The sequence below is a fragment of the Cohnella lubricantis genome (assembly GCF_014212015.1).
GTDB lineage: Bacteria > Bacillota > Bacilli > Paenibacillales > Paenibacillaceae > Cohnella > Cohnella lubricantis.
On the sequence record NZ_JACJVN010000001.1, the window covers coordinates 39,501 to 60,777 of the forward strand.

Sequence of the window (21,277 nt, forward strand, 5' to 3'; positions counted from 1 at the left end):
ATCGTCTTGACAATAAGATACCTTGTTCCTTAGCTTAGAAGAAGTAAGATAGCTGCTAATAAGTCACGGTATTCTGCTGCGAATCTCATCGCCCGGAAGGGAGCATGCACAATGGAGACGGTGCTGACGGAACTCGGACCCGAATGGGACGGCCATCTGATCTTCGGCGATCTGTTCGACTGCGACGACGCGTACCGCACGAGCCGTCCGCAAGGCATGAAGGACTGGCTTATCGTCTATACGCTGGCTGGCGAAGGATACTTCCGGACGCCGTCCGGGGAGCGGCGCTGCGGGGAAGGACAGGCGGCGCTGCTGAGAGCCGGCGTGCCTCATGAGTATGGAACCGTCACAGGAGGCCACTGGACGTTCCTCTGGATTCATTATCCCGGACTCCCGGAGAACGGCTATCTGCCGGACGAGGAGGTATGGATCGAGCATCTGCCGGGGGGGGCGCTGCGCGAGCGGGTTGAGCGGGCGTTCCGCCGCGTGCTGCAGGACTCCCGCGACCGATTCGGGCTCTGGCAGCAGCTATGCGAGAATTCGCTGCGCGAGATTCTGCTCCTGCTCGCGCGGCGAATGAGCCGGCGGCTAGACTCTCGGATCGAGCATACGCTTCAGTTGCTGTCGCATTCGATGAAGCAGGAGATTCGCATGGACGCGCTTGCCCGCCAGGTCGGCTTGTCCGTCTCCCGACTGTCCCATCTGTTCAAGCAAGAGACCGGGCAGACGGTCGTGGAATACTTGAACCGGATGCGCGTTCGCCAGGCGGCGATGCTGATGGAACGCCAAGGCCGCCATGCATCCGAAGCTGCGCTTGACGTCGGCTATCAGAACTACAACCACTTCGCGGAGCAATTCGTCAAATATATCGGTGTCAGCCCGAGAGCTTATCGCCAAGCGTTGAACGGGCGAGATGAATAAGGAAAAGCCGCGATAACGCGGCTTTAAACAGCGAGAAGGTCTCGAAGCTTATTCGGCAAGTTCGCAGCTCAGCCGCCTCATGCCATAGCGGAAGCGTGTTCCGTTATCTTGACGCAATTACTTGCCCGCAGACGCATTAGAGGAACGCAGTTCCGTTATCCGCCGCATTCGTTCGAGCAGCCAACTTCAAACGCGGAAATAACGGAACGCAGTTCCGTAACTTCGAGGGAAGCGTACTTCAACTCGCTATTAACGGAACCACATTCCGTTAAGCATCTGCGATTAATCCTCCCAAGCCGCCCGATGATCGTCCTTCACGAGGTCAAGGGAAGCGGCGGCCGCATTGGCTTCGACCTGCTCCGGGCTCTTGCAGCCCGGGATGACGCAGGTGACGGCCGGATGCTGCAGGCACCAAGCGAGCGCCCAGGTCGCCATGTCGACGCCTTCCGGCACCTCCGTCTTCGCGATCTCTTCCACTTGGCGGAGCTTCTCGTCGACGTCCGCACGATCGCGATTCTTCCGAACGTTGTCTTCAAAGACCGCTCCCGGCTTATACTTGCCGCTCAGATAGCCGCTCGCCAGCGGCACCCGGGCCAGAACGCCGAGATCCTGCTCGATGCAAGAAGGGAACACGGCTTCCTCCGGTTTCTTGTCCAACCGGTTATAGACGACTTGAATCGCCTTGGCGTTATATTCAGTCGCCTTAGCCGTCTGATGGATATTGTCATTGGCGCCGATCGAGATGCCGAGGTTGCGGATCTTGCCTGCTTCCACCTGCTTGTCCAGCATCGTCCACAGCTCGTCGTTATCGAACACCTCGTCCGGTCCCGAATGGAATTGGTAGAGGTCGATGTAATCGGTCTGCAGCGCCTTCAACGATTCTTCCAGCTGCACGCGGATGGCGTCCGCGCTCCAAGCGTTCTCCCAATGGTCGTGCCAGCGATGGCCGAACTTGGAAGCGACGACCCAGTCTTCCCGCTTGCCGCGCTTTAAGTAATCGCCGATGAACGTCTCCGAACGGTGATGCGGCCCATAGCATTCTGCCGTATCCAGCAGGTTGATCCCAAGCGACTGGGCGCGGTCGAGAATCGCATCCACTTCGCGCTGGCTGAAGTCCTTGCCCCAATCCCCGCCGAACTGCCAAGTGCCGACCCCAACGACGGATACCTTCAACTCCGTGCTGCCTAACCGTCTGTACTTCATATGTGCACCTCCGCTTTCTGCTTAGTTAAGTTAAGTTATCTTCTCTTCCTACGATAGACCTTTGGCCGTGCAACTTCAAGCGAACGCGCGTTCACAACAAGATTATTGTACTGCCGGCAGGTTTGCGGCGGTGTGCAGGCGAACTCTTAGGGGAGACAACAAGTGACGCAGATCTATCATTTTCGCATAGAAGAGGAGTAGTGAGATGGCTGAAGTTCTTCTGTTCCATCATGCGCTTGGCGTGACGAAGGGTATGAACGTCTTCGCCGGGGAGCTCAGAGCTGGCGGGCATACCGTGCACGTTCCCGACCTGTTCGAGGGCCGTACGTTCGACTCGATTGAGGATGGCCTCGCTTATGTGACTGAGGTTGGGTTCGAAGAGATCATTGCACGCGGCGAACGGGCAGCGCTCGAGCTTCCGCGCGAGATCGTCTATGCGGGGTTCTCTCTCGGCGTGCTGCCGGCCCAGAAGCTTGCGCAGACACGCGAAGGCGCACGAGGCGCCTTGCTCTTCTACGCGTGTGTTACGCCCGCGATGCTCGGATCCCCCTGGCCGACAGGCATGCCGGTGCAGATCCATGGCATGGACGCCGATCCGTTCTTCGTCGGCGAAGGCGATATCGAGGCGGCGCGCGAGCTCGCGGCATCCGAGCGGCATGGCGAGCTCTTCTTGTACCCGGGCGATCAGCATTACTTCGCCGATAGCAGCTTGCCGTCTTATGACGCCGAAGCGACAGCGTTGCTGGTGGAACGCGTGCTGGAATTCCTACGATCGAAGTAGCTTATCAGCAGATCACAACACGTTCATGGTCGAAAATGCACCTTCCGCTACGTCGCTTCCATCGACAGCAGCTCTAAGATATCCTCCTCCGTCAGAGCGGCAAGCGCCTCCTCGCCGGGTTGAATAACCTCTGCGATCAGCGTCTTCTTCCTCTGCTGCAGCTGGTGCATCTTCTCCTCCACAGTCCCCCGGGAGACGAGCCGAATGACCTGCACAACCTTCTTCTGCCCGATGCGGTGCGCCCGATCCTCGGCCTGCTGCTCTACCGCGGGATTCCACCAGAGGTCGTACAGGACGACGGTATCCGCGCCGGTCAGATTCAGTCCGGTCCCGCCGGCCTTCAGCGAGATGAGGAACAGATCGCGCTCTCCCTCGTTGAACCGATCGCACAGCTCCACGCGCTCGGAAGCCGGCGTGGAGCCGTCCAAGTAGAAGAACGGCACGCCGCGATATCCGAGCTCCTTCCCGATTATCCCGAGCATCTCGGTAAATTGCGAGAAGACGAGCATTCGCCTGCCTGCTTGGCGGCAGTCCTCGATCATCTCCAGCAATTGAGCCAGCTTGGCCGATCCGCCCGCATAATCTTCAACGAACAAGGCGGGATGGCAGCAGATCTGGCGCAGCCTTGTCAGCCCCGCTAGAATCCGGATGCGGCTTCTGCCGAAGCCTTCGTCGAGATGCTTGAGCGTCTCTTGCCGCAGCTTCGCCAGATAGGCGGCGTACAGCTTCTTCTGCTCCGGCAGCAGCTCCGATACCTGCATCGACTCGATCTTCTCCGGCAGTTCCCGAAGCACGTCCCGCTTCAGCCGCCGCAGCAGGAACGGACGCGCGCGCTTGGCGATCGCCTCCCGCGTCATCCCCCCGTACGCCTTGCGATCCGGATACAATCCCGGGAATACCGCATCGAAGATCGACCAGAGCTCATCCAGCGAATTCTCGATGGGCGTGCCCGTGAGCGCGAACCGGTACTCGGCGCTCAGCGCCTTCACGGCCCTCGCCGTCTGGGTCGCATAATTCTTGAACGCCTGGGCCTCGTCCAGAATGAGCGTATGGAACGAGAGCTTGGCATATCGCGCGATATCCCGCCGCAGCAGCGGGTAGGAGACGATGACGGCGTCGGCCTCCTCCGCCGCGTTCAGAATCCTGGCGCGCTCGGATTTGTCCCCGTCGGCGATAACCGCCCGGAATCCCGGCGCGAATCGGCGAAGCTCACTCAGCCAGTTGTACATAAGCGAAGCAGGCGCGACGATGAGCGCAGGCTGTCTGCGAGCGCGAATCTCCGGCAGCACGGAGACGAGATAGGCGATGCTCTGGATTGTCTTGCCCAGTCCCATATCGTCCGCCAAGATGCCGCCGAACCGATAATGCGCCAGCGTCTTCAGCCATTGATAGCCGAATTGCTGATAATCCCGCAGCACGGGAGCCAGCGCATCCGGGACGGCGAACTCCATGTGGTCCGGATTGCGGAGGCGCTCCAGCAGAAGGCGGATCGATCTGCCCAGGCGGACAAGCCCGCCCCGATCGCGGTCACGATCGCGCGCGTCCAGCAGATGAAGACCGCGTGCGGCAGGCAAGCGGAACTTGGATCCGACGATCTCGCCGCGCGGCAGCGCGACTTCGTTGAGGAAGCGGATCATCTCCTGGAACTCCTCCGTCTCGAGCGGCATCAGCGCCCCGTCCGGGAGCCTATAGTAGCGCCGCTTCTCCTCCAGAGCTTGAATGATCCCTCGGATCTCCGACTCGGGGATGCCGTCCATCTCGAATCGGAACTCCAGCCAGTTCGTGCGCTCGTCGAGCTCCACCGAGACGTTCGGCGGCGGATTGCCGATATAGAGTCTCTCTTTGACGGCGGATGTAGCATAGATCCGCGCTAGCTTCTCCAATTGCGGTACAACATGGTGTAGAAAATCGTATTCGCTGTCTTCATCTTCCATGAAGTAGCTGCTCTCATTCCTGGCGAACCCGGCAGACTCGAGCAATTCCAGTATGCGCGTCTCCCGCTCGCCTTCGCGGACCAGTATGCGGCTCTCGCCTTGGCGTGCCCCCGCTCCCGCTTCCTCCAGCGGATTAATCACGATGTCGCCATATTGGAATTCCAGACCGACCAGCAGGCGGTCGCGAAGGCGGTCCAGATAGATTCGAGCTTCCAACGGCGCTCTCACCATCCGGTCCGATACGGTCCTCGAGATATGGACCTCGCCTAGCTGCATCAAGCCGGGAACGACGCGCTCCATGAACGATTCCATCTGGCCCGGCGGGATGAGGATCCGATCCCTCTCGCCGCTTCTAAGAATCTTCTGCAGCTCGGCCAGCCGTCCGGCTCCCGCCGGTCTGAGCCGGAAGAAGCGGCCCTCCGACAGCGCCATGCTGTACGGCTCCATCATGAGCACGCCCTCCAGCCCCTGCACATCAAGCTGGAAGCCCTCTCCCTCAATCTGGTCGAAGGCGAACCGCAGCGGCAGCGGCTCCTCCGTCAGCTCAACGCCGTCATAGATTCGTTCGCCATCGCTCACTTTGACTAGCGGAGCAGCCGCCAGCTTGGGAGCTATCGCTGCCCAAGCCTGCGGCGGAATCGGCAAGGTGCGTGTATCCGCGACCTCGCCGGTGTACAGTGCGCCAACAGCTTCGCGTTGGAGCCGTTCGTCGCGGCGCACCTCGAGCAGCTGCAGAAGGATCGCCTCCGCTTCTGGCTCGAAGCAGTGCGAGGCGGGGTCGTAGGTGAAGTGCCTGGAGACGGCGAGAGCTTGTCCGCGCTCATAGCAGCCCAGAAGCTCCCTGATATCGGGCACGGCATATGTCTTGCCGGGACCTGGCCCGACTCGCAGCTCGATCCCAAGCAAGCGCCTCCGCGGTCCGCTTCGATAAGGCGCGACCGTGAACTCGGCCGCCAACTGCTCCCGGGATTCGAAGCGGCTGCGGACGCCGCTTGAGGGACGGGGCTCGCGTTTGAACAGCTCGAGCACACGGCTCGCGATCCGGCTATCTTCGGCTCCCGGGAGCTCGAATCCCTCCGGCTCTCCCCTTCTCTGCTCTCCGATCCGCCGCTCTTCCAAGAGCCGCAGCAGAGCGGCGGCGACATGCTTGCAATAAGTGTCGAATGAGAAGCCCGCAGAGCAGACACACTCCGCTTGCAACAGTTCGTCGCCCTGCAAGGCCAACGTGACGCGGCAGTTGCCGTTATCCTTAATGGCCGCGTCATACAAGGTCCGCCCGCCGCTCATCTCCGAGAGCGCCAGCGACACCTTGCCCGCACGGCAATACGCCTCTCCCTTCCGATAAGCGGTCTCGCCGCATAGCGATCTTATGGCTCGCTCATTTAAGGCAGGCTTGCCCGCGCTTCGTCCGTTCATCATGCGCCTCCTCTCTATGCAGCCTGGAATCCGTGGTTTTTGAATTATACACTCTCACCACAATATCCTTGTCATGATTGCCGAATCCGGCGCCATAGAGCGTCAGCCCACCTACGTGCTCAGCGTCGCCATCTACCGTATATCGCAAGGTCCAGAAGGGTTCCTCCAGCCGCAAGTCTTCGATCGATACATCCGACAGCGGCTCCCCGTCCATGAATGTGCCGTTCGCGTTCACGCGAATCGTCTTCCATAAGCCGTACTGGTTGACCTCTCTCTGCCACCAGTCCGGCGTGTACTTCCCGCGAGCCGCTCGACCGAAGTCGGCAGGACTGGTCCATGTGCCAAGCGACACGCCATTGAACACGAAGCGGATGTCCGACAGCCAGTGGTCGCTGAGACCCGGCGCTTCCGAGGCGATCTCCATGGAGATCTCGATCTCCTCCGCTCTCTCGCCCGCAAGCAAATAATTCGGCGTCTTATACTCGACATAACCTTGTCCGAACCACAGGATCGCCGCATTGACACGTTCGGGATCTAGAAAATAACGCGGATCGTCGAACTGGCCAATTATCTGCTCTTTCGTTGCCAGCCCGCATGTAGGGAACACTTCGAACGCCGTATAATGCCCGACAGGAATCGTCTGCTCGCGATAGGAACGGGCCGATCTCGTTAACGGAAGTTCAATCTCAATCATGCTTTGCTTGAGGCTGCATAGCTTGTGCGTTCCTCCGTTCCGCCGGACTCTGCGGCAACCGATCAGCTCCGCCTGCTCCAACTTCCTCAAATGCATCGTGACAATGGCCGGACTGAGCCCCAGACAGGCGGCAATCTCCTTCACATTCATCTCTTCCGATGCAATCATCTCCATGATTCTCCACCTGACATCGCTGGCTAGAGCATCATAGAGCGCCATATATTTAGGGTCTCCGTTCGCCCTGATCCCCATCTCTTGTCATCTCCCCTCTTCTTGAAATTATATAAATATAAATCTATTGCAACTTTTTCGGATTATCAATTTATATTATTGCAAATCAATAAACAACTGTTGTTTAATCACCTTAGGATGATCTGCTGCACTTTTGAGACATATATCCATAAGAAGAGGTGTGATCGGCATGACGTTAAAGGCAACCATGATTGTAGACAAAGACTTCGTGATTGGCAACGTTGACGATCGGCTGTACGGTTCGTTCATCGAACATCTCGGCCGGGCCGTGTATGGCGGGATTTACGAACCGGGCCATCCGGAGGCGGACGCTCGCGGCTTCCGTCAAGACGTGCTTCGATTGGTACGCGAGCTGCGCGTCCCCATCATCCGTTATCCTGGCGGCAACTTCGTATCCGGCTACGACTGGAAGGACGGAATCGGCCCCGTCGATCGCCGTCCGCGGAAGCTTGAGCTCGCCTGGCGGACCGTTGAGCCGAACCTCTTCGGCATGAATGAATTCGCGGATTGGTCCAAGGCTGCCGGCTCTGAAGTCATGTGGGCGATTAACCTCGGCACGCAAGGGATCGAAGACGCGCGGAACGTCGTTGAATATGCCAATCATCCGTCCGGCAGTTACTGGAGCGATCTCAGGGCGAGCCACGGTTACCAGCAGCCGCACAATATTAAGACGTGGTGCCTCGGGAACGAGATGGACGGTCCTTGGCAGATCGGGCACAAGACGGCGGAGGAATACGGAAGGTCCGCTCTGGAGGCGGCCAAAGTCATGAAGTGGGTCGATCCTTCGATCGAGCTCGTCGCTTGCGGAAGCTCCGCGCTGGGGATGCCTACTTTCGCAGAATGGGAAGCCACCGTGCTGGATCATACATATGATCACGTGGAGTATCTATCCTTGCACCAATATTACGGCAATCACGAGAACGATGCCCCCACCTTCCTGGCGCGTTCCCTGCAGATGGACGAATTCATCCGCAGCGTCTCTGCCATCTGCGATTACGTCAAGGCCAAGAAGCGAAGCAAGAAGCGTATGTATCTATCCTTCGATGAATGGAATGTCTGGTTCCATTCGCACGCATCCGATAAGAAGCTGGAGCCTTGGCAAGTCGCGCCCCCGCAGCTCGAGGACGTCTATACGCTGGAAGACGCTCTGGTCGTCGGATGCATGCTCATCAGCCTGCTGAAGCACGCAGACCGCGTGAAGATCGCGTGTTTGGCCCAGCTCGTCAACGTCATCGCGCCGATCATGACGAAGAACGGCGGCGCGGCATGGGCGCAGACAATCTATTATCCGTTCATGCATGCATCGCTTTACGGCCGCGGTCAGGCGCTTGTTCCGCTCGCTCAATCGCCTAAGTACGATACGAAGGAGATCACCGACGTTCCTTATTTGGAGTCGATCGCCATCCACAATGAAGAAGCCGGCGAGGTTACGATATTCGCGGTGAATCGCCACTTGGGCGAGTCGCTGCCGTTCGAAGTGGATCTCCGAAGCTTCGGAACGTGCACCGTACTGGAGCATCTCGTGCTGGAGGGCGCTGACCTCAAGGCCGTCAATACCGCCGAATCGCCTGACACGGTCAAGCCGCATGCGAGCGGCGGCGCGAAGCTCGACGGCGCAAGAATCGAAGCCGCACTAGCTCCCGCTTCCTGGAACGTGATTCGTTTAAGCACAAGGAAATAACCGCGGCATCCGACGCTCTTCCCGGATGCGTGAAGTAGAGCAAAGAATCCCTTGCTGCCGCAAGGGGTTCTGCTGTTTATTCACACTTATGTGCTAACCGTTATGAATGAGACAAATAAGCACCAAATCAAAGGGGTATTACAACTCCGGTAATTTTGCCATTAATAGAAATTGTTTTCATTACAAAGAAGCCTTGATAGACCAGGATTCTAGTCCATCAAGGCTTTTGTAACTCATCTCAATTATAGCCGTTACTCACAGTTTATGCGCGATACCGTCACACCTTATAAGCCTTCATCGCCTTGATCAATTCCTTCACCGACGGCCGCTTGCCGTACATGAGCACGCCGGTGCGGTAGATCTTCGCCGACAGCCAGCCGAGCAAGAGTACGCTTGCGGCGAGGATACCGATCGACAGGACGACCTCCCACCAAGCCGGATTCGCGAGGCCGATGCGCATGAACATGATGAACGGCGAGAAGAACGGGATGAACGAGCAGACCGTGACGAGCGAGCTGTCCGGATGCGTCATGCTGAAGATGGCGATGTAGAAGCCCGCCAGCGTGATGAGTGTGATCGGCATGACTGCCTGGCCGAGGTCCTCGGTCTTGCTGACGATGGAGCCAACCGCCGCGAACAGCATCGCGTACAGGAAGAAGCCGATCAGATAGAAGACGATGGCGAAGATAATCATGTTCGGCTCGATCGAATCCAACCGAATGCCGAGCGATTGCAAGGAAGCCTGGTTCTGCGGCAATGCCAGATTAATGACCGCCGCTCCGACGATGACAACCAGCTGCAGCAGGCCGACAAGGAACGTGCCGAGCACTTTGCCGAACAGCTGCTTCAGCGGCGAGACGCTGGTCACGATAATCTCCATGACGCGCGAGCTCTTCTCCGCCGTAATCTCGGTCGCGATCAGCTGTCCCGTGATCATCGTCGACATGAACAGCAGAATGAGTACGACGTAGGTTAAGCCAATCGCCGTTCCTTGCTCCTCCGCCGTCTTGCCATTGGCGTTGTCGCTAATCTGTACGCTCTCCAGCTGAACCGGGTCGAACAGCTTCGACAGCTGCGCCTGCGTCAGGTTCGCTTCCTTCACCGCCTGCTCGGTCTTGACCTCGCGCAGACCGGTGCCGAGCGCCTCGGCCGTGCCGGAATCCAGCATTTTCTTCGAATAATAAGTGACGTTCGGGAAGCCTGCTTCTTCGTTCTCGGTGAAGGTCAGATACCCGCGGATCTTCTTGTCCGTGATCGCTTGCTTCAAAGCGGCGGTCTGCTCATCCGGCGTTCCGGAAGCCTCAATCGGCACGAGCTGCGCCTTCGGCTCCTCTTGTCCAGCGAAGTACGCCTCCAGACCGCTGATAATATCCGCTTGCTCTCCAACTGCATAGCCGATCTTCTTCGGACCGCCGCCGGAAGCGAACTTATCGAGGAACGTCGGCACGTTCGCCGCCACCACCATCAGCAGCGCGAGTACGATCGTCGTAATGACGAAGGCGCGGTTGCGAAGCTTATTCTTCATCGTGAAGGACATAACAGTCCACATGCTATTCATGGCGTTCACCTACCGTTCGGATAAAGATCTCATTGAGCGTTGGCTCCATCAATTCGAACTTGCGGATCGTTCCTTGCGACAGCGCATGGCTCAATACCCGCTGCGCGACATCCGGCGACTGCACCTTCAGCTCATAGCCTTCGTGCTCATGACGCTGCACCTCCGTCACTCCTGGAATCGACGCCAGCCCTTCGATGGACTTGTCGGCCGCCAGCACGACCCGCTCCAGCGGGAACTTCGACTTGATCGACTTGATCGAGCCCTGCAGCACGGGATTCGATCGGTGCATGATCGTGATGTTGCGGCACAGCTCTTCGACGTGCTCCATCCGGTGCGTCGAGAACAGGATGCTCGCGCCTTCATCCCGCAGTTCCTTCACTGTCGACTTCAGCAGCTCGACGTTGACGGGGTCCAATCCGCTGAAGGCTTCGTCTAGAATGAGGATTTTCGGCCGATGGATAATGGCGGCAATGAACTGGATCTTCTGCTGATTGCCCTTCGACAGCTCTTCGACCTTCTTATTGTAGTATTCCGGGATGTCGAAGCGCTTCAGCCACTTCTTCAGGTTATCGTCGGCATCTTTGCGCGCCATCCCCCGAAGCTGCGCGAGATAGATGATCTGGTCGCTCACTCGAATCTTCGGGTACATGCCTCGCTCTTCCGGCAAGTAGCCCAGCATGCTGAGCTGCTCCTGGCTGTAGGGCTTGCCGAAGTAGCGAATGGATCCTTCATCAGGCGCAATCAAGCCAAGCACCATCCGCATCGTGGTCGTCTTGCCAGCGCCGTTGGCGCCCAGCAGGCCGTAAATCTCCCCTTCGGCCACCTCCAGCCCGATGCCGTTCACGGCGGTCTTGTCGCCGTATTGCTTCACTACATTTTCGATCACTAACGGATTCATCTTCTCGCTTCCTCCCCACGAATAAGACAACCTAGTATCTCTTCCAATTCCATCCGCTGTTTGGACAGAATCTGATAGCCTTGTGAGCTCAAGAACGCCTCTGCGTCGTCTGCGCGGTCCGTCTCCACTTGATAGATGCCAGGCGCCGATCTAATCCAGCCCTGCACTCCCGGCACCCGCTTCAGATCGCTCTCTGCCGACGCGCCCTCCTGCGCCGACAAGACGATCGTCCGCCAGCTGTCGAACAGCGCGTCCTTCTCATAGAATCCTAACGGCCTCCCTCGATGGAGGAAAAGAATATAGTCCGCCAGCCGCTTCACCTCGTCTGGTATGTGCGAGGCGATCACGATCGTGCGATCCCCCTGCTCCATGAAGCGGCGAAGCTCGGCCAGCATCGTCTGCCACGCGAACGGATCAAGTCCGCTGGACGGCTCGTCAAGCAGCAGCAGCTCCGGATTAGGCGCCAGCACGCAGGCGAGCTCGACCTTGCGCCGCATCCCCTTGGACAGCTTCCGCAGCTTGTCTGAGCTCTCCGCGTCGAAGCTGCGCAGCAGCTTGCGATAGCGGCTCCAATCCCAGCTCGGATACCACCTCGAGGCGAAGCGGGCTTTCTCCTCGGCGGTCAGCGAATTCTCATAGGCATGCGGCAGCTCGGCCAGATAACCGATTCGCCGCTTGAGCTCCACATCCGCATCAGCGTCTGCGGCGGGCTTGCCGAGCAGCTCAACTTGGCCTTGGTCATACGGCTCCATATTCAGGAGCAGCCGGAACAGCGTGCTCTTCCCAGAGCCGTTCGCTCCGACAACGGCGGTCACGTACCCGGCCGGAATGTCCAGGTCGAGCGGGCCTAACGTGAACGCCTGCCGCTGGATCGTGACTTGGCGAAGCGAGAAGGCCGCTGCCGTCCTTGGCTCCGCACTCCAATCGATCATCTCGAATCCCCCTCTCGCTGCGCAAGCTGCCGATCCATCACCTCGCGCAGAATGGCTTCCATCTCTCCCGGCGTGCATTGCAGCTGAAGTCCCGTCTCGACTGCCTTCTCGAAGGCTTCGACGACTCGTTCGAACCGGTGCCCTTGCCGCTGTTCCGGATCAACACGGGAGACGAAAGTCCCCGTTCCCTGCCGAGTGCGAAGCAGCCCTTCGTTCTCTAAGTCCTGATAGACTCGGCGAACCGTGATCACACTGCACTTCAGCGAAGCGGCGAATTCCCGGATGGAAGGCAGCAGCGTTCCTTCGGCCAGCTGCCCGCCCAGGATTAGCCCTCTTAGCTGCGACTCAATCTGATGGTACAGGGGCTCCGGGCGGTTCTCATCGATATGCACGGGTATCCACATATGCCCACCCCTCTTCCTTCCGAGTTGTCAGAAGGTATAGCTTCTATTCTGCATTCGCCGGACCGTCATTTCATGTCCAAGCTTGATGGCAGCGATAGCGGCCGTAATCGCAGCCAACGGCGCCAGCACCGGCTGAGTATCGGCAAGCCTCAGAACTTCGAGGTAGAGACTTACGCCCTGCCAGGCCAGCAGCGTGCTTAGAACTCCCGTGATAGCGACGAAGCCAAGATACAACTTCACGAAGGTTCTCCCCGAGAAGCCCAGCTCCATGTAAATGTACCCTGTCTGCACGATCAGCGCATACGCGATCCAGACGATACCGCCGGGGATCCAGGATGCGCCATCACCGACGGTCATCCACGACGGATTCAGTAAGCACGGAACGGCGATGAACAAGCCTCCCGCTAGGTGGAGCAGGAGAATGGATTGCACATGCCTGGCCGACGCGATCGCCCGCAGCGGAATCGGCATCGTACGCCAATGGGCAAATCTCCTCGTGAAGGGATCATTCCGCCAATAAGCGAAGCATGTCCGGTTCATCACACAGCCGAACAGAGGGAGAGCGAACAGATAGATCCAGTCGCGCATGCCGTTCAACATGTTCGAGACCGAGCTTCCATCTTCCGGCGGTTCCGTCAACCCCGAGTAGAGCACACCGAAATACAGAGCGAACACTACCGTCACTAAGACGCCCAACCAATCCCTCTTCAGCTCGAAAGCGATAATCGTTCGAACCGCCTGCCAGCCATTCATAGTGGTCACTCCTCCACTGTGCTCATCTATATACACAGTATAATCACAGTTGGAACCCGCTGTCAATAATGGAACCTGATTTCCGTTGCGATTTCCCTTCTCTCTTCTGCCGCTTTATAATCAGTGCATAGGGACAACCCCAAGGAGGTTAATCGATGAATCGCAAAACGACCGGCAGCCGCACGAAGCCGGATCGCATCAGAACATTCGAAGTCGCAGAGGGGAGCGAGCTGCTGGCTTTCTTGCTGAATAAGCTCTCCCCAGAAGGCCGCAATTCGGTCAAGTCGATGCTGGCGAGAGGCCAAGTGTCGGTAGAAGGCCGCGTAGAGAAGGCCTATAATTATCCGCTTCGGCCCGGGCAGCAAGTTAGCGTGAGCAAGGAGAAGATTGTGGATAAGCCTCGCTTCATAGGCTTATCCATTCTATACGAGGATGACGATCTAGTCGTCATTCAGAAGGACGCCGGCCTGCTCTCGATCTCCGCGCCGCACGAGCCGGACGCGATTACTGCCTATCGGCAATTGATGGAGCACGTGCGGCAGGACAACCCGACAAGCCGGATCTTCGTCGTGCACCGGCTCGATCGGGACACGTCCGGCGTCATGATGTTCGCCAAGAGCGAGAAGGTTCAGCAGGCATTGCAGAACGACTGGCAGGAGGCGGTGCAGGAGAGAAGCTACATCGCGCTCGTCGAAGGCACATTGCGACAGGCCGAAGGCAAGATCGAGTCGTGGCTGAAGGAGAGCAAGACGCTCAAGATGTATTCCAGCCAGCGCCCGGACGACGGGCAGCACGCGGTCACGCACTACAAGACACTTCAGACCGGGAATGGCTATTCCCTGTTGGAGGTGCGTCTGGAGACGGGGCGTAAAAATCAAATTCGCGTGCACATGCAGGACATCGGGCACCCGATCGTCGGCGACAAGAAGTACGGCTCGAGATCCCGCGCGATTGGCCGGCTTGGGCTGCACGCCAATGTTCTGTCGTTCGTTCATCCGACGACAGGGAAGACGCTGCGCTTCGAGAGTCCGATCCCGAAGGCGCTGCTTCGTCCGTTCCAGCGTGATTAACTTGTCGTATAAGCATCGAGACTCTCTAGACAGCCTGAAGGGGCAGAGCGCATTCGCTCTGCCCCTTCGTTATTGTCCTAGCTTATCCTTCAGGATATGGTCATGTGCCAAAGATCGCATCAATGACCGGCTTCGTATGGCCGCCTGGATACATCAGATACAGCAGCACATAGACCGTGATGCCCGTCGCCGCTGTGAAGAACCAGATCGTCGCCGTTACGCGTCCCCACTTCTTGTGCTTCGCAAAGCTCTTGCGGAACGCCAGCGTGAGCGTCGTAATGCCGAACACCGCCGCAACCATCGCGAGCACGATGTGGAACACCAAGAAGATCGTATACAGCGTCTTCAGGTTATCCGGACCGCCCCACTCTGTATTGCCCACGAATATCGTCCGCGACATGTAGATCAGGAAGAAGATAACGGCCGCAATAGCGCCGGCGATCATGACCTTCTGATGCGCTTCCCTCTTGCCAAGAATAATCAAGCGCCAGCCGATCGCGACCAGAATCGCGCTAAGGGCAATAAAGCTCGTGCTGATCGTCGGAAATATCTCATACCAAGTCATGAACGGTTCACCTGCTCCATCGACAATATTGGCCAGATAAGCTGCCAACTGTTAACATTGTACCTTGTGTTCGCTCGTTGTTCAAACATCGCAGCGGAGCGTCACACATTGTTCAATTGTCCCGAAGCCGCATGATCGAATGCAGGATCGTCTTCCTGCGCCCTCTCCCTGCGATACCATTCCATGAACACGGTGAACAGAGCCCAGATATTAATGAACTCCTGCAGCAGCTTCATGACGATGCCGCCCAGCTGTTGATCTTCACGGGCATCCATCAAATTGAAGAAGGCCGGTCCCTTGAACTGTGCCAGCAGCTCAGCCGTATTGCCGGAGACGCAGTACCGCATGGCCGTCGCCCACACTTCCGGATCATTGTAGACCGCGAACATGGCTGTGCTTGCGAATATGATCATGACGCAAGCCGGAGTCAGCAGCAGACTGTTAAGGAAGATATACCCCAGTCTCTTCAGCGAAGACAATGCCGCCCATTCCGGTACGGGACACCTGGTATGCCACCAGTTCAACATGGCCGCCCCGAGTAATACCGCATAGAAGATGCCATGCAGGACGTAATGAACCATGATCCAGTCGTGAATGCTAGGAATGTGGTAGAACGAGAACAGCAGATTAAACAGCAGCAACCCGAAGATTGGATTCGTCATGAACTTGAATGGCTTCCAGAACCGAGGACGGAAGATGGCTCTCCACAGCCACGCGGGAATCCCGGCGAGAAGCATGGGAGGCACGAGAATATAGGAGACCGCCATATCCGTCATGTGGAACGTGAACATCAAGTGCGCCAGCAAGCTTAACGGCCCGCCCTGCGCGAAATAGAGCAGCGCCATCGCCAAGTAGAACGTCAATTGCCTGCCAACAGGCACCGGCTCCGCTCCAGCGAACCGGCCGCGCCATGGGCCAACGACGAAAGAATAGAGCGTCGCGACAGCTAGCATGAAGACAAGGAAATACGGGCTCCAGAGCTCGGCGAACGAGAAATATTGCAGTCCCATCATCCTTATCCCCTCCTTTCTAAATCTCCCCCTTGAATTCCATCAGGGGGAGCCCCCATTCCTAATATCAAAAAAGAGGCGGAAATACGCTCCGCCTCTTTGCAGTTTAACCTTTGGTATTTACCACCATACCCAGTAAAGCGCCATGATGACCATTGTGAAGACAACGACCACCCCGGATATAATCGCGATGATCGGGAACAGATGTCCGCGATCCTTCATGTGCATCCAGAAAGCCATCTGAACGAACACTTGGACAAGCGCCATGCCCACCAAGATAATGTAAGTAAATTGCGTGTTGATCTCGCCCGATGCGACAGTCGCGAAGGCAATCAGCGTCAGAGCCAAAGACAGGATGAAAGCGACGATATGCTTGCGCGGGCCTTCAACCTTATGACGTCTCGCTTCTCCTTCAGTTACCGAATGGTTGCTCGACATCTGGTTAACCCACCTTTCCCATCAAGTAAACAACGGTGAAGATGAATACCCATACTACGTCGATAAAGTGCCAGTAGATCGCCGACACGTATATTTTCGGTGCGGTAACGACGGTAAGCCCCTTCTTCAGAATCTGAAGAATCAGCAGCGTAATCCACAGAACTCCGAACGCGACGTGCGCGCCGTGGAAGCCAACCAGCGTATAGAACGAGGAGCTGAATGCGCTGGTAGGCATCCGATGGCCTTCTCCAACGTAGGCATTGAACTCGAAGATTTCCAGGCCGAGGAAGCAAAGTCCGAGCACAACCGTAGCAATGAGCCACCCGATCATCGCTTTGACCTTGTGCTGATGCATCGCCTGTACCGCGAATACGCTCATCAAGCTGGAGAACAACAGAATCATCGTAGCGATGAAGGTCGTCGACAGCTCGAAGATCTCGGACGCTGCCGGGCCATCTCCGATGTTGTGGCGGAGTGCAAGGTAAGCCGAGAACAAGGTGCCGAACAGGACGGTCTCGGCGCCAAGGAAGATCCAGAAGCCAAGAATCTTGTTGCGGCCTTCCATCGTCGCTCTCTCGGGCTCATGAGGCAGTTGGCCTTCTACGTGATGATGTGCGCTCATGCCTGCACCCCTTTCTCTTGCTCTTCCACTTCGATGTGGAAGCCGTGATCGTCGAATACCGAGCGAAGCAGCATGCAGCCCAGCGTGATCGCCATGCCAACGAAGGTGACGATCAGCTTGTCATACATGAAGCCGAAGCCGGCGATAAACAAGCCAATACTCATGACGAGCGGAAGAATGGACGGAGACGGCATGTGAATCGGTCCGACCGGTTCGGCAGGCGTCATCTCGGTCTTGCCTTCCATCTTCTCTTTCCACCATGCATCATAACCGCGTACGAGCGGAAGCTGCTTGAAGTTATACTCAGGCGGCGGTGAAGGAATCGTCCATTCGAGCGAACGGCCGTCTTCCCATGGATCCGCCAGAGCGTTGCGCGGCTTAGCCGAAGTCACGATAACGTTGATGATCATCGCAATCGTGCCGATGCCCATCAAGAAGGCGCCGATCGTCGAGATGAAGTTCATGTTATCGAAGCCTTGATCCGGCAGGTACGTCCATACACGGCGCGGCATGCCCAAGAGACCGAGGAAGTGTTGAACGAAGAACGTCAGATGGAAGCCGACGAAGAACGTCCAGAATGTCACTTGGCCGATCTTCTCGTTCAGCATGCGGCCGAACATCTTCGGCCACCAATAATGCAGGCCCGCGAAGAGACCGAAGACCAATCCGCCTACGATAACGTAGTGGAAGTGAGCGACAACGAAGTAGCTGTCATGGTATTGATAGTCTGCCGGAGCGACAGCGAGCATAACCCCGGTAACGCCGCCCATAACGAAGGTCGGAATAAAGCCGATCGCGAAGAGCGAAGACGTTGTGAAGCGAATCGAACCGCCCCAGAGAGTGAACAGCCAGTTGAAAATCTTAACCCCTGTCGGCACCGCGATCAACATCGTCGCGATCGAGAACAGCGCGTTCGCTACTGGGCCGAGGCCGGTCGTGAACATATGGTGCGCCCATACCATGAAGCCCAGGAAGGCGATCAGGACGGTAGCGAACACCATCGAGCTGTAGCCGAACAGGCGCTTGCGCGAGAAGGTGCTGACCACTTCGGAGATGACGCCGAAGGCCGGCAGAATGAGAATGTATACTTCAGGGTGACCGAACACCCAGAAGACGTGTTCCCACAGGATCGCGCTGCCTCCGCTAGCTGTCTCGAAGAAGTTCGCCTGGAACAAGCGGTCGAACATCAGGGCGACGAGACCAACGGTAAGTACCGGGAAGGCGAAGACGATCATGACGGAAGTAATGAAGATCGTCCACGTAAACATCGGCATCCGCATGAAGGACATTCCCGGAGCCCTCATGTTGATGATCGTTGCCATGAAGTTAACGCCGCCGAGCAGCGTACCGATACCCGCAATCTGCAGGCCAAGCACGTAGTAGTCGACGCCGTGGCCGGAAGCGTAAGTAGGACCGGCGAGCGGCACATAAGACGTCCAGCCCGCGTCCGGTACGTTGCCAGCGAACCAACTGATGTTCAGCAGCAAGCCGCCGAAGAAGAACGTCCAGAAGCCAAGCGCGTTCAGGAACGGGAACGCGACGTCGCGAGCTCCGATCTGAAGCGGAATGACCGCGTTCATCAAAGCGAAGAGCATTGGCATTGCTGCAAGGAAGATCATCGTCGTTCCGTGCATCGTAATCAATTCGTTGAAAGTATCCGCGCCGACGAAATCATTCATCGGCTTAATCAACTGGATCCGGATCAGAATGGCTTCCAATCCGCCGACCCCGAAGAACAAAGCGCCTGCGATCAAATACAGAATACCGATTTTCTTGTGGTCGACGGTAGTCAGCCAATCCATAATGCCGCGATACCGCTTAACCTTGTGCGCGTGTGCAGCCAAAGCCGCGAACCCCCTTCGTTCCTTGCCAAATTAGTAGTCGAGTTTGTAATTGGCCAAGTATTTGGCGATACCGTCAAGCTGCTCGTCGGTAAGACCGAGATCTTCCGCGGTAGGCATCGTCGCGCCAGGCTTAACGGCCAGCGGGTCCTTGATCCATTCCTTCAGATTGTCTTCGACCGGCGTCTCATCGTTGTACAGAATGCCGCCGATCGTCTGGCGGCTGCCGACGCCCGTCAGGTTCGGCGCGCTCGCTCCGCTGTTCGTCTCGCCTACAGCATGGCAAGACAAGCACATGTTCTCGAACGTCTTCGCAAGCTCAGCGTCCTCAGGCATTTGAGCAGGCGCCTTCATGGCCGCTACCCAACGATCGAACGAAGCTTGGTCAACCGCCTTGGCTTTGAAGTCCATCAAGGCGTGCGAAGGACCGCACAGTTCGGCGCACTTGCCGCGGAAGACCCCTTCATTCGGGAATTCCAGATACATCTTGTTCGAGACGCCGACGTTGGCGTCCGTCTTGCCGCCGATAGCCGGAATCCAGAAAGCGTGCGTAACGTCCGCGGAAGACACGTCGAACGCAATCTTCTTGCCGGTCGGAACAACCAGCTCTTGAGCGGTCGTAATGCCGTATTCCGGATATTCGAACTCCCACCAGTATTGATGGCCGATTACCTTAACCTGAATAGCGTTCTTGTCGTCGGAATAGTCCTTGGCAAGACCGAATACCGTGTTGATCGTCGGCACGCCGAGGATCAGCAGCAAGATAATCGGAATAACCGTCCAGATAATCTCCAGCTTGTGATTGCCTTCCACTTGCTTCGGAATCGTCTTGTCGCCTTTGCGCCGACGGAACCGAATCAGTACATAGAAGCAAATGGCGAATACGACAATGACGACAAGCGCCATAATGCCGATGGAAAGCTTCATCAGGTTATATTGCTCTTGAGCCACAGGCCCCTGTGGATTTAGCGTTGACAAGTCCGCTCTGCCGCAACCCGACAGAAGCAGCATCATCCCCGCTACGAGCGGAAGCAAACGCTTCGCAAAACGCCACCGTTTCATCCTTTTCAACCCCATCTCGACGTTTTCATAGACATGCCGTGTTGTCATTGTGGCGGAGCAGTCTACGTTTTCTTTCCTTGGCGTCCTAATAATAACAAACAGCCTAATCACTTAAATAACTATAAAGATTGGCATGTCATTTTGTCAATGTTCACAGGCCAGTTCACAAATTGTTCTCAAAACTGTCAAAAACGCTGGCTGGCATGGATTTAGAGGGCTTTCCAGTTGCTGTCGGAAGCTGCCTGTCCCTGCCGTACCTGCCTCTCCTCTCCCATCATCATTTACCAAAGCTACCGCGTTTTATGTACGCATGAGCCGGCATACTTTCCTCGCCTGCGGCTTAACCTAACGACCAGAAGCACCACCGGAGGAGGATGGAAGGATGGCTGCACGGCATTCCCTTATTCTGCGCGGCATCGCGGCAACCGTGTGCTGCTTGTCCCTGCTGGGCTCATTGACTGCGTGCAACTACGTCGCCCATTACCAGAAGAGCAACTACGACTACGCCAGCCGAGGGAAGAACGACCCGAAGATGCTCCGCGCCCGCTCTTATGGAACGCTCTCGAACAATCCGAAGCAGCACGACAATCAATACTTTGAATACAGCTCCAAAGCCTCTTACGACGTCAAAGCGCTGCCCGGCGTGAACACAGCTATCGTTCTGTTCACGGACAAGAACGCCTATGTCGCTATCTTGACCGACTGGACGGCAACCGGCACCAAGTCCCACGGCGGCGCATCGACGCGGGAACAGGATAACACCGGCACGACCGAAGGCGTGTACAACGTCGACACCGGCGGTCGTACGCCTGTAGGGCCGCGGGTCGCGACGCCTTACAACTCCTATTTTACCCATAAGGACGTCTCCGATCTGTCTTCCGAGCTGAAGCAGGTCATCGCCGATACGGTACGCAAGGACCTGCCTCTCATGCAGGAGGTCCACATCTCGGCCAACCAGGAATTCGTCAACCAGATGCTCGAATTCGCTAAGCTGGCTTGGGGCGGAGAGAATCTACAGAGCTATACGCCGCAGTTCAACAAGCTGGTCCAATATATGTTCAGCCGAGGTAATGACGTGCCGCTGCCTCTGTACGAAGCGCCGCCTTCCGGCGCCTCCAGTCCCGCCGAATCGAACACAAGCGGCGCTCGCTAAGTCCATGCGCTTCTCTTCCTTTATATACTGCAGCTAAATTAAAGAATGAATTCGTCCAGTACTTGTTCGGCAAAAAACTTTCATGCCCG

At 57.1% G+C, this 21,277-nt stretch carries 19 protein-coding genes; 5 read left to right on the forward strand and 14 right to left on the reverse strand.

The window, feature by feature from the left end; translation table 11 throughout:
• Positions 1-111 precede the first annotated feature (111 nt).
• Positions 112-921, forward strand: a complete 810-nt coding sequence (locus tag H4Q31_RS00150) for a helix-turn-helix domain-containing protein (RefSeq protein ID WP_185177042.1) — start codon at positions 112-114, stop codon at positions 919-921.
• Positions 922-1,203: 282 nt separating this feature from the next.
• Here the strand turns inward: H4Q31_RS00150 and H4Q31_RS00155 are convergent, their stop codons facing one another.
• Positions 1,204-2,124 (reverse strand): aldo/keto reductase, encoded by a 921-nt coding sequence (locus H4Q31_RS00155; protein WP_185177043.1) that lies wholly within the window; start codon positions 2,122-2,124, stop codon positions 1,204-1,206.
• 205 nt (positions 2,125-2,329) lie between these two features.
• Here H4Q31_RS00155 and H4Q31_RS00160 point away from each other — a divergent pair, with 205 nt between their 5' ends.
• A complete protein-coding gene (locus H4Q31_RS00160; RefSeq protein WP_185177044.1) occupies positions 2,330-2,905 on the forward strand; it encodes a dienelactone hydrolase family protein in 576 nt (191 codons plus the stop codon).
• Between the two features lie 47 nt (positions 2,906-2,952).
• Here H4Q31_RS00160 and H4Q31_RS00165 read toward each other — a convergent pair whose 3' ends face one another.
• Together H4Q31_RS00165 and H4Q31_RS00170 are read right to left on the reverse strand one after the other, a co-directional pair.
• On the reverse strand, positions 2,953-6,255 hold the full coding sequence (locus H4Q31_RS00165; RefSeq protein WP_185177045.1) for a DEAD/DEAH box helicase: 3,303 nt from the start codon (positions 6,253-6,255) through the stop codon (positions 2,953-2,955).
• Positions 6,218-7,201, reverse strand: a complete 984-nt coding sequence (locus H4Q31_RS00170) for an ArsR/SmtB family transcription factor (protein WP_185177046.1) — start codon at positions 7,199-7,201, stop codon at positions 6,218-6,220. The genes H4Q31_RS00165 and H4Q31_RS00170 overlap by 38 nt, the downstream gene beginning before the upstream one ends.
• Before the next feature lie 169 nt (positions 7,202-7,370).
• On the opposite strand from H4Q31_RS00170, the gene arfA reads away from it, so the two are divergent.
• The gene (gene arfA, locus H4Q31_RS00175; RefSeq protein ID WP_185177047.1) at positions 7,371-8,882 is read left to right on the forward strand and encodes an arabinosylfuranosidase ArfA; all 1,512 of its coding nucleotides are present in this window, start codon (positions 7,371-7,373) and stop codon (positions 8,880-8,882) included.
• Positions 8,883-9,159: 277 nt separating this feature from the next.
• Here arfA and H4Q31_RS00180 read toward each other — a convergent pair whose 3' ends face one another.
• The 5 genes from H4Q31_RS00180 to H4Q31_RS00200 are packed head-to-tail and all read right to left on the reverse strand — an operon-like array spanning position 9,160 to position 13,427.
• On the reverse strand, positions 9,160-10,440 hold the full coding sequence (locus tag H4Q31_RS00180) for an ABC transporter permease (protein ID WP_185177048.1): 1,281 nt from the start codon (positions 10,438-10,440) through the stop codon (positions 9,160-9,162).
• The gene (locus tag H4Q31_RS00185; RefSeq protein ID WP_185177049.1) at positions 10,433-11,338 is read right to left on the reverse strand and encodes an ABC transporter ATP-binding protein; all 906 of its coding nucleotides are present in this window, start codon (positions 11,336-11,338) and stop codon (positions 10,433-10,435) included. The genes H4Q31_RS00180 and H4Q31_RS00185 overlap by 8 nt, the downstream gene beginning before the upstream one ends.
• Positions 11,335-12,270 (reverse strand): ABC transporter ATP-binding protein, encoded by a 936-nt coding sequence (locus H4Q31_RS00190; RefSeq protein ID WP_185177050.1) that lies wholly within the window; start codon positions 12,268-12,270, stop codon positions 11,335-11,337. Before H4Q31_RS00190 ends, H4Q31_RS00185 begins: the two co-directional genes overlap by 4 nt.
• On the reverse strand, positions 12,267-12,674 hold the full coding sequence (locus H4Q31_RS00195) for a GntR family transcriptional regulator (RefSeq protein ID WP_185177051.1): 408 nt from the start codon (positions 12,672-12,674) through the stop codon (positions 12,267-12,269). The genes H4Q31_RS00190 and H4Q31_RS00195 overlap by 4 nt, the downstream gene beginning before the upstream one ends.
• A 27-nt stretch (positions 12,675-12,701) precedes the next feature.
• Positions 12,702-13,427 carry a hypothetical protein gene (locus H4Q31_RS00200; protein ID WP_185177052.1) on the reverse strand — a complete coding sequence of 242 codons (726 nt, stop codon included), beginning with the start codon at positions 13,425-13,427 and terminating at the stop codon, positions 12,702-12,704.
• Positions 13,428-13,582: 155 nt separating this feature from the next.
• Here H4Q31_RS00200 and H4Q31_RS00205 point away from each other — a divergent pair, with 155 nt between their 5' ends.
• Positions 13,583-14,497 carry an RluA family pseudouridine synthase gene (locus H4Q31_RS00205; protein ID WP_185177053.1) on the forward strand — a complete coding sequence of 305 codons (915 nt, stop codon included), beginning with the start codon at positions 13,583-13,585 and terminating at the stop codon, positions 14,495-14,497.
• Positions 14,498-14,597: 100 nt separating this feature from the next.
• Here the strand turns inward: H4Q31_RS00205 and H4Q31_RS00210 are convergent, their stop codons facing one another.
• The 6 genes from H4Q31_RS00210 to coxB all read right to left on the reverse strand — a co-directional run bounded on the left by H4Q31_RS00210 (position 14,598) and on the right by coxB (position 20,035).
• Entirely contained in the window at positions 14,598-15,062 is a 465-nt protein-coding gene (locus tag H4Q31_RS00210; protein ID WP_185177054.1) for a DUF420 domain-containing protein, read from the reverse strand.
• Between the two features lie 101 nt (positions 15,063-15,163).
• Positions 15,164-16,075, reverse strand: a complete 912-nt coding sequence (ctaG, locus tag H4Q31_RS00215; RefSeq protein WP_185177055.1) for a cytochrome c oxidase assembly factor CtaG — start codon at positions 16,073-16,075, stop codon at positions 15,164-15,166.
• Between the two features lie 117 nt (positions 16,076-16,192).
• On the reverse strand, positions 16,193-16,510 hold the full coding sequence (locus H4Q31_RS00220; protein ID WP_185177056.1) for a cytochrome C oxidase subunit IV family protein: 318 nt from the start codon (positions 16,508-16,510) through the stop codon (positions 16,193-16,195).
• Between the two features lie 4 nt (positions 16,511-16,514).
• Complete coding sequence (locus H4Q31_RS00225) at positions 16,515-17,132, reverse strand: cytochrome (ubi)quinol oxidase subunit III (RefSeq protein WP_185177057.1); 618 nt, start codon at positions 17,130-17,132, stop codon at positions 16,515-16,517.
• Positions 17,129-18,934, reverse strand: coding sequence for a cytochrome c oxidase subunit I (gene ctaD / locus H4Q31_RS00230; RefSeq protein ID WP_185177064.1), 1,806 nt, complete (start codon positions 18,932-18,934; stop codon positions 17,129-17,131). Before ctaD ends, H4Q31_RS00225 begins: the two co-directional genes overlap by 4 nt.
• Positions 18,935-19,006: 72 nt before the next feature.
• Positions 19,007-20,035: a cytochrome c oxidase subunit II gene (coxB, locus tag H4Q31_RS00235; protein WP_185177058.1), complete on the reverse strand. Its 1,029-nt coding sequence runs from the start codon at positions 20,033-20,035 to the stop codon at positions 19,007-19,009.
• Between the two features lie 382 nt (positions 20,036-20,417).
• Here coxB and H4Q31_RS00240 point away from each other — a divergent pair, with 382 nt between their 5' ends.
• On the forward strand, positions 20,418-21,188 hold the full coding sequence (locus tag H4Q31_RS00240; RefSeq protein ID WP_185177059.1) for a hypothetical protein: 771 nt from the start codon (positions 20,418-20,420) through the stop codon (positions 21,186-21,188).
• The last annotated feature ends 89 nt before the right edge of the window (positions 21,189-21,277 follow it).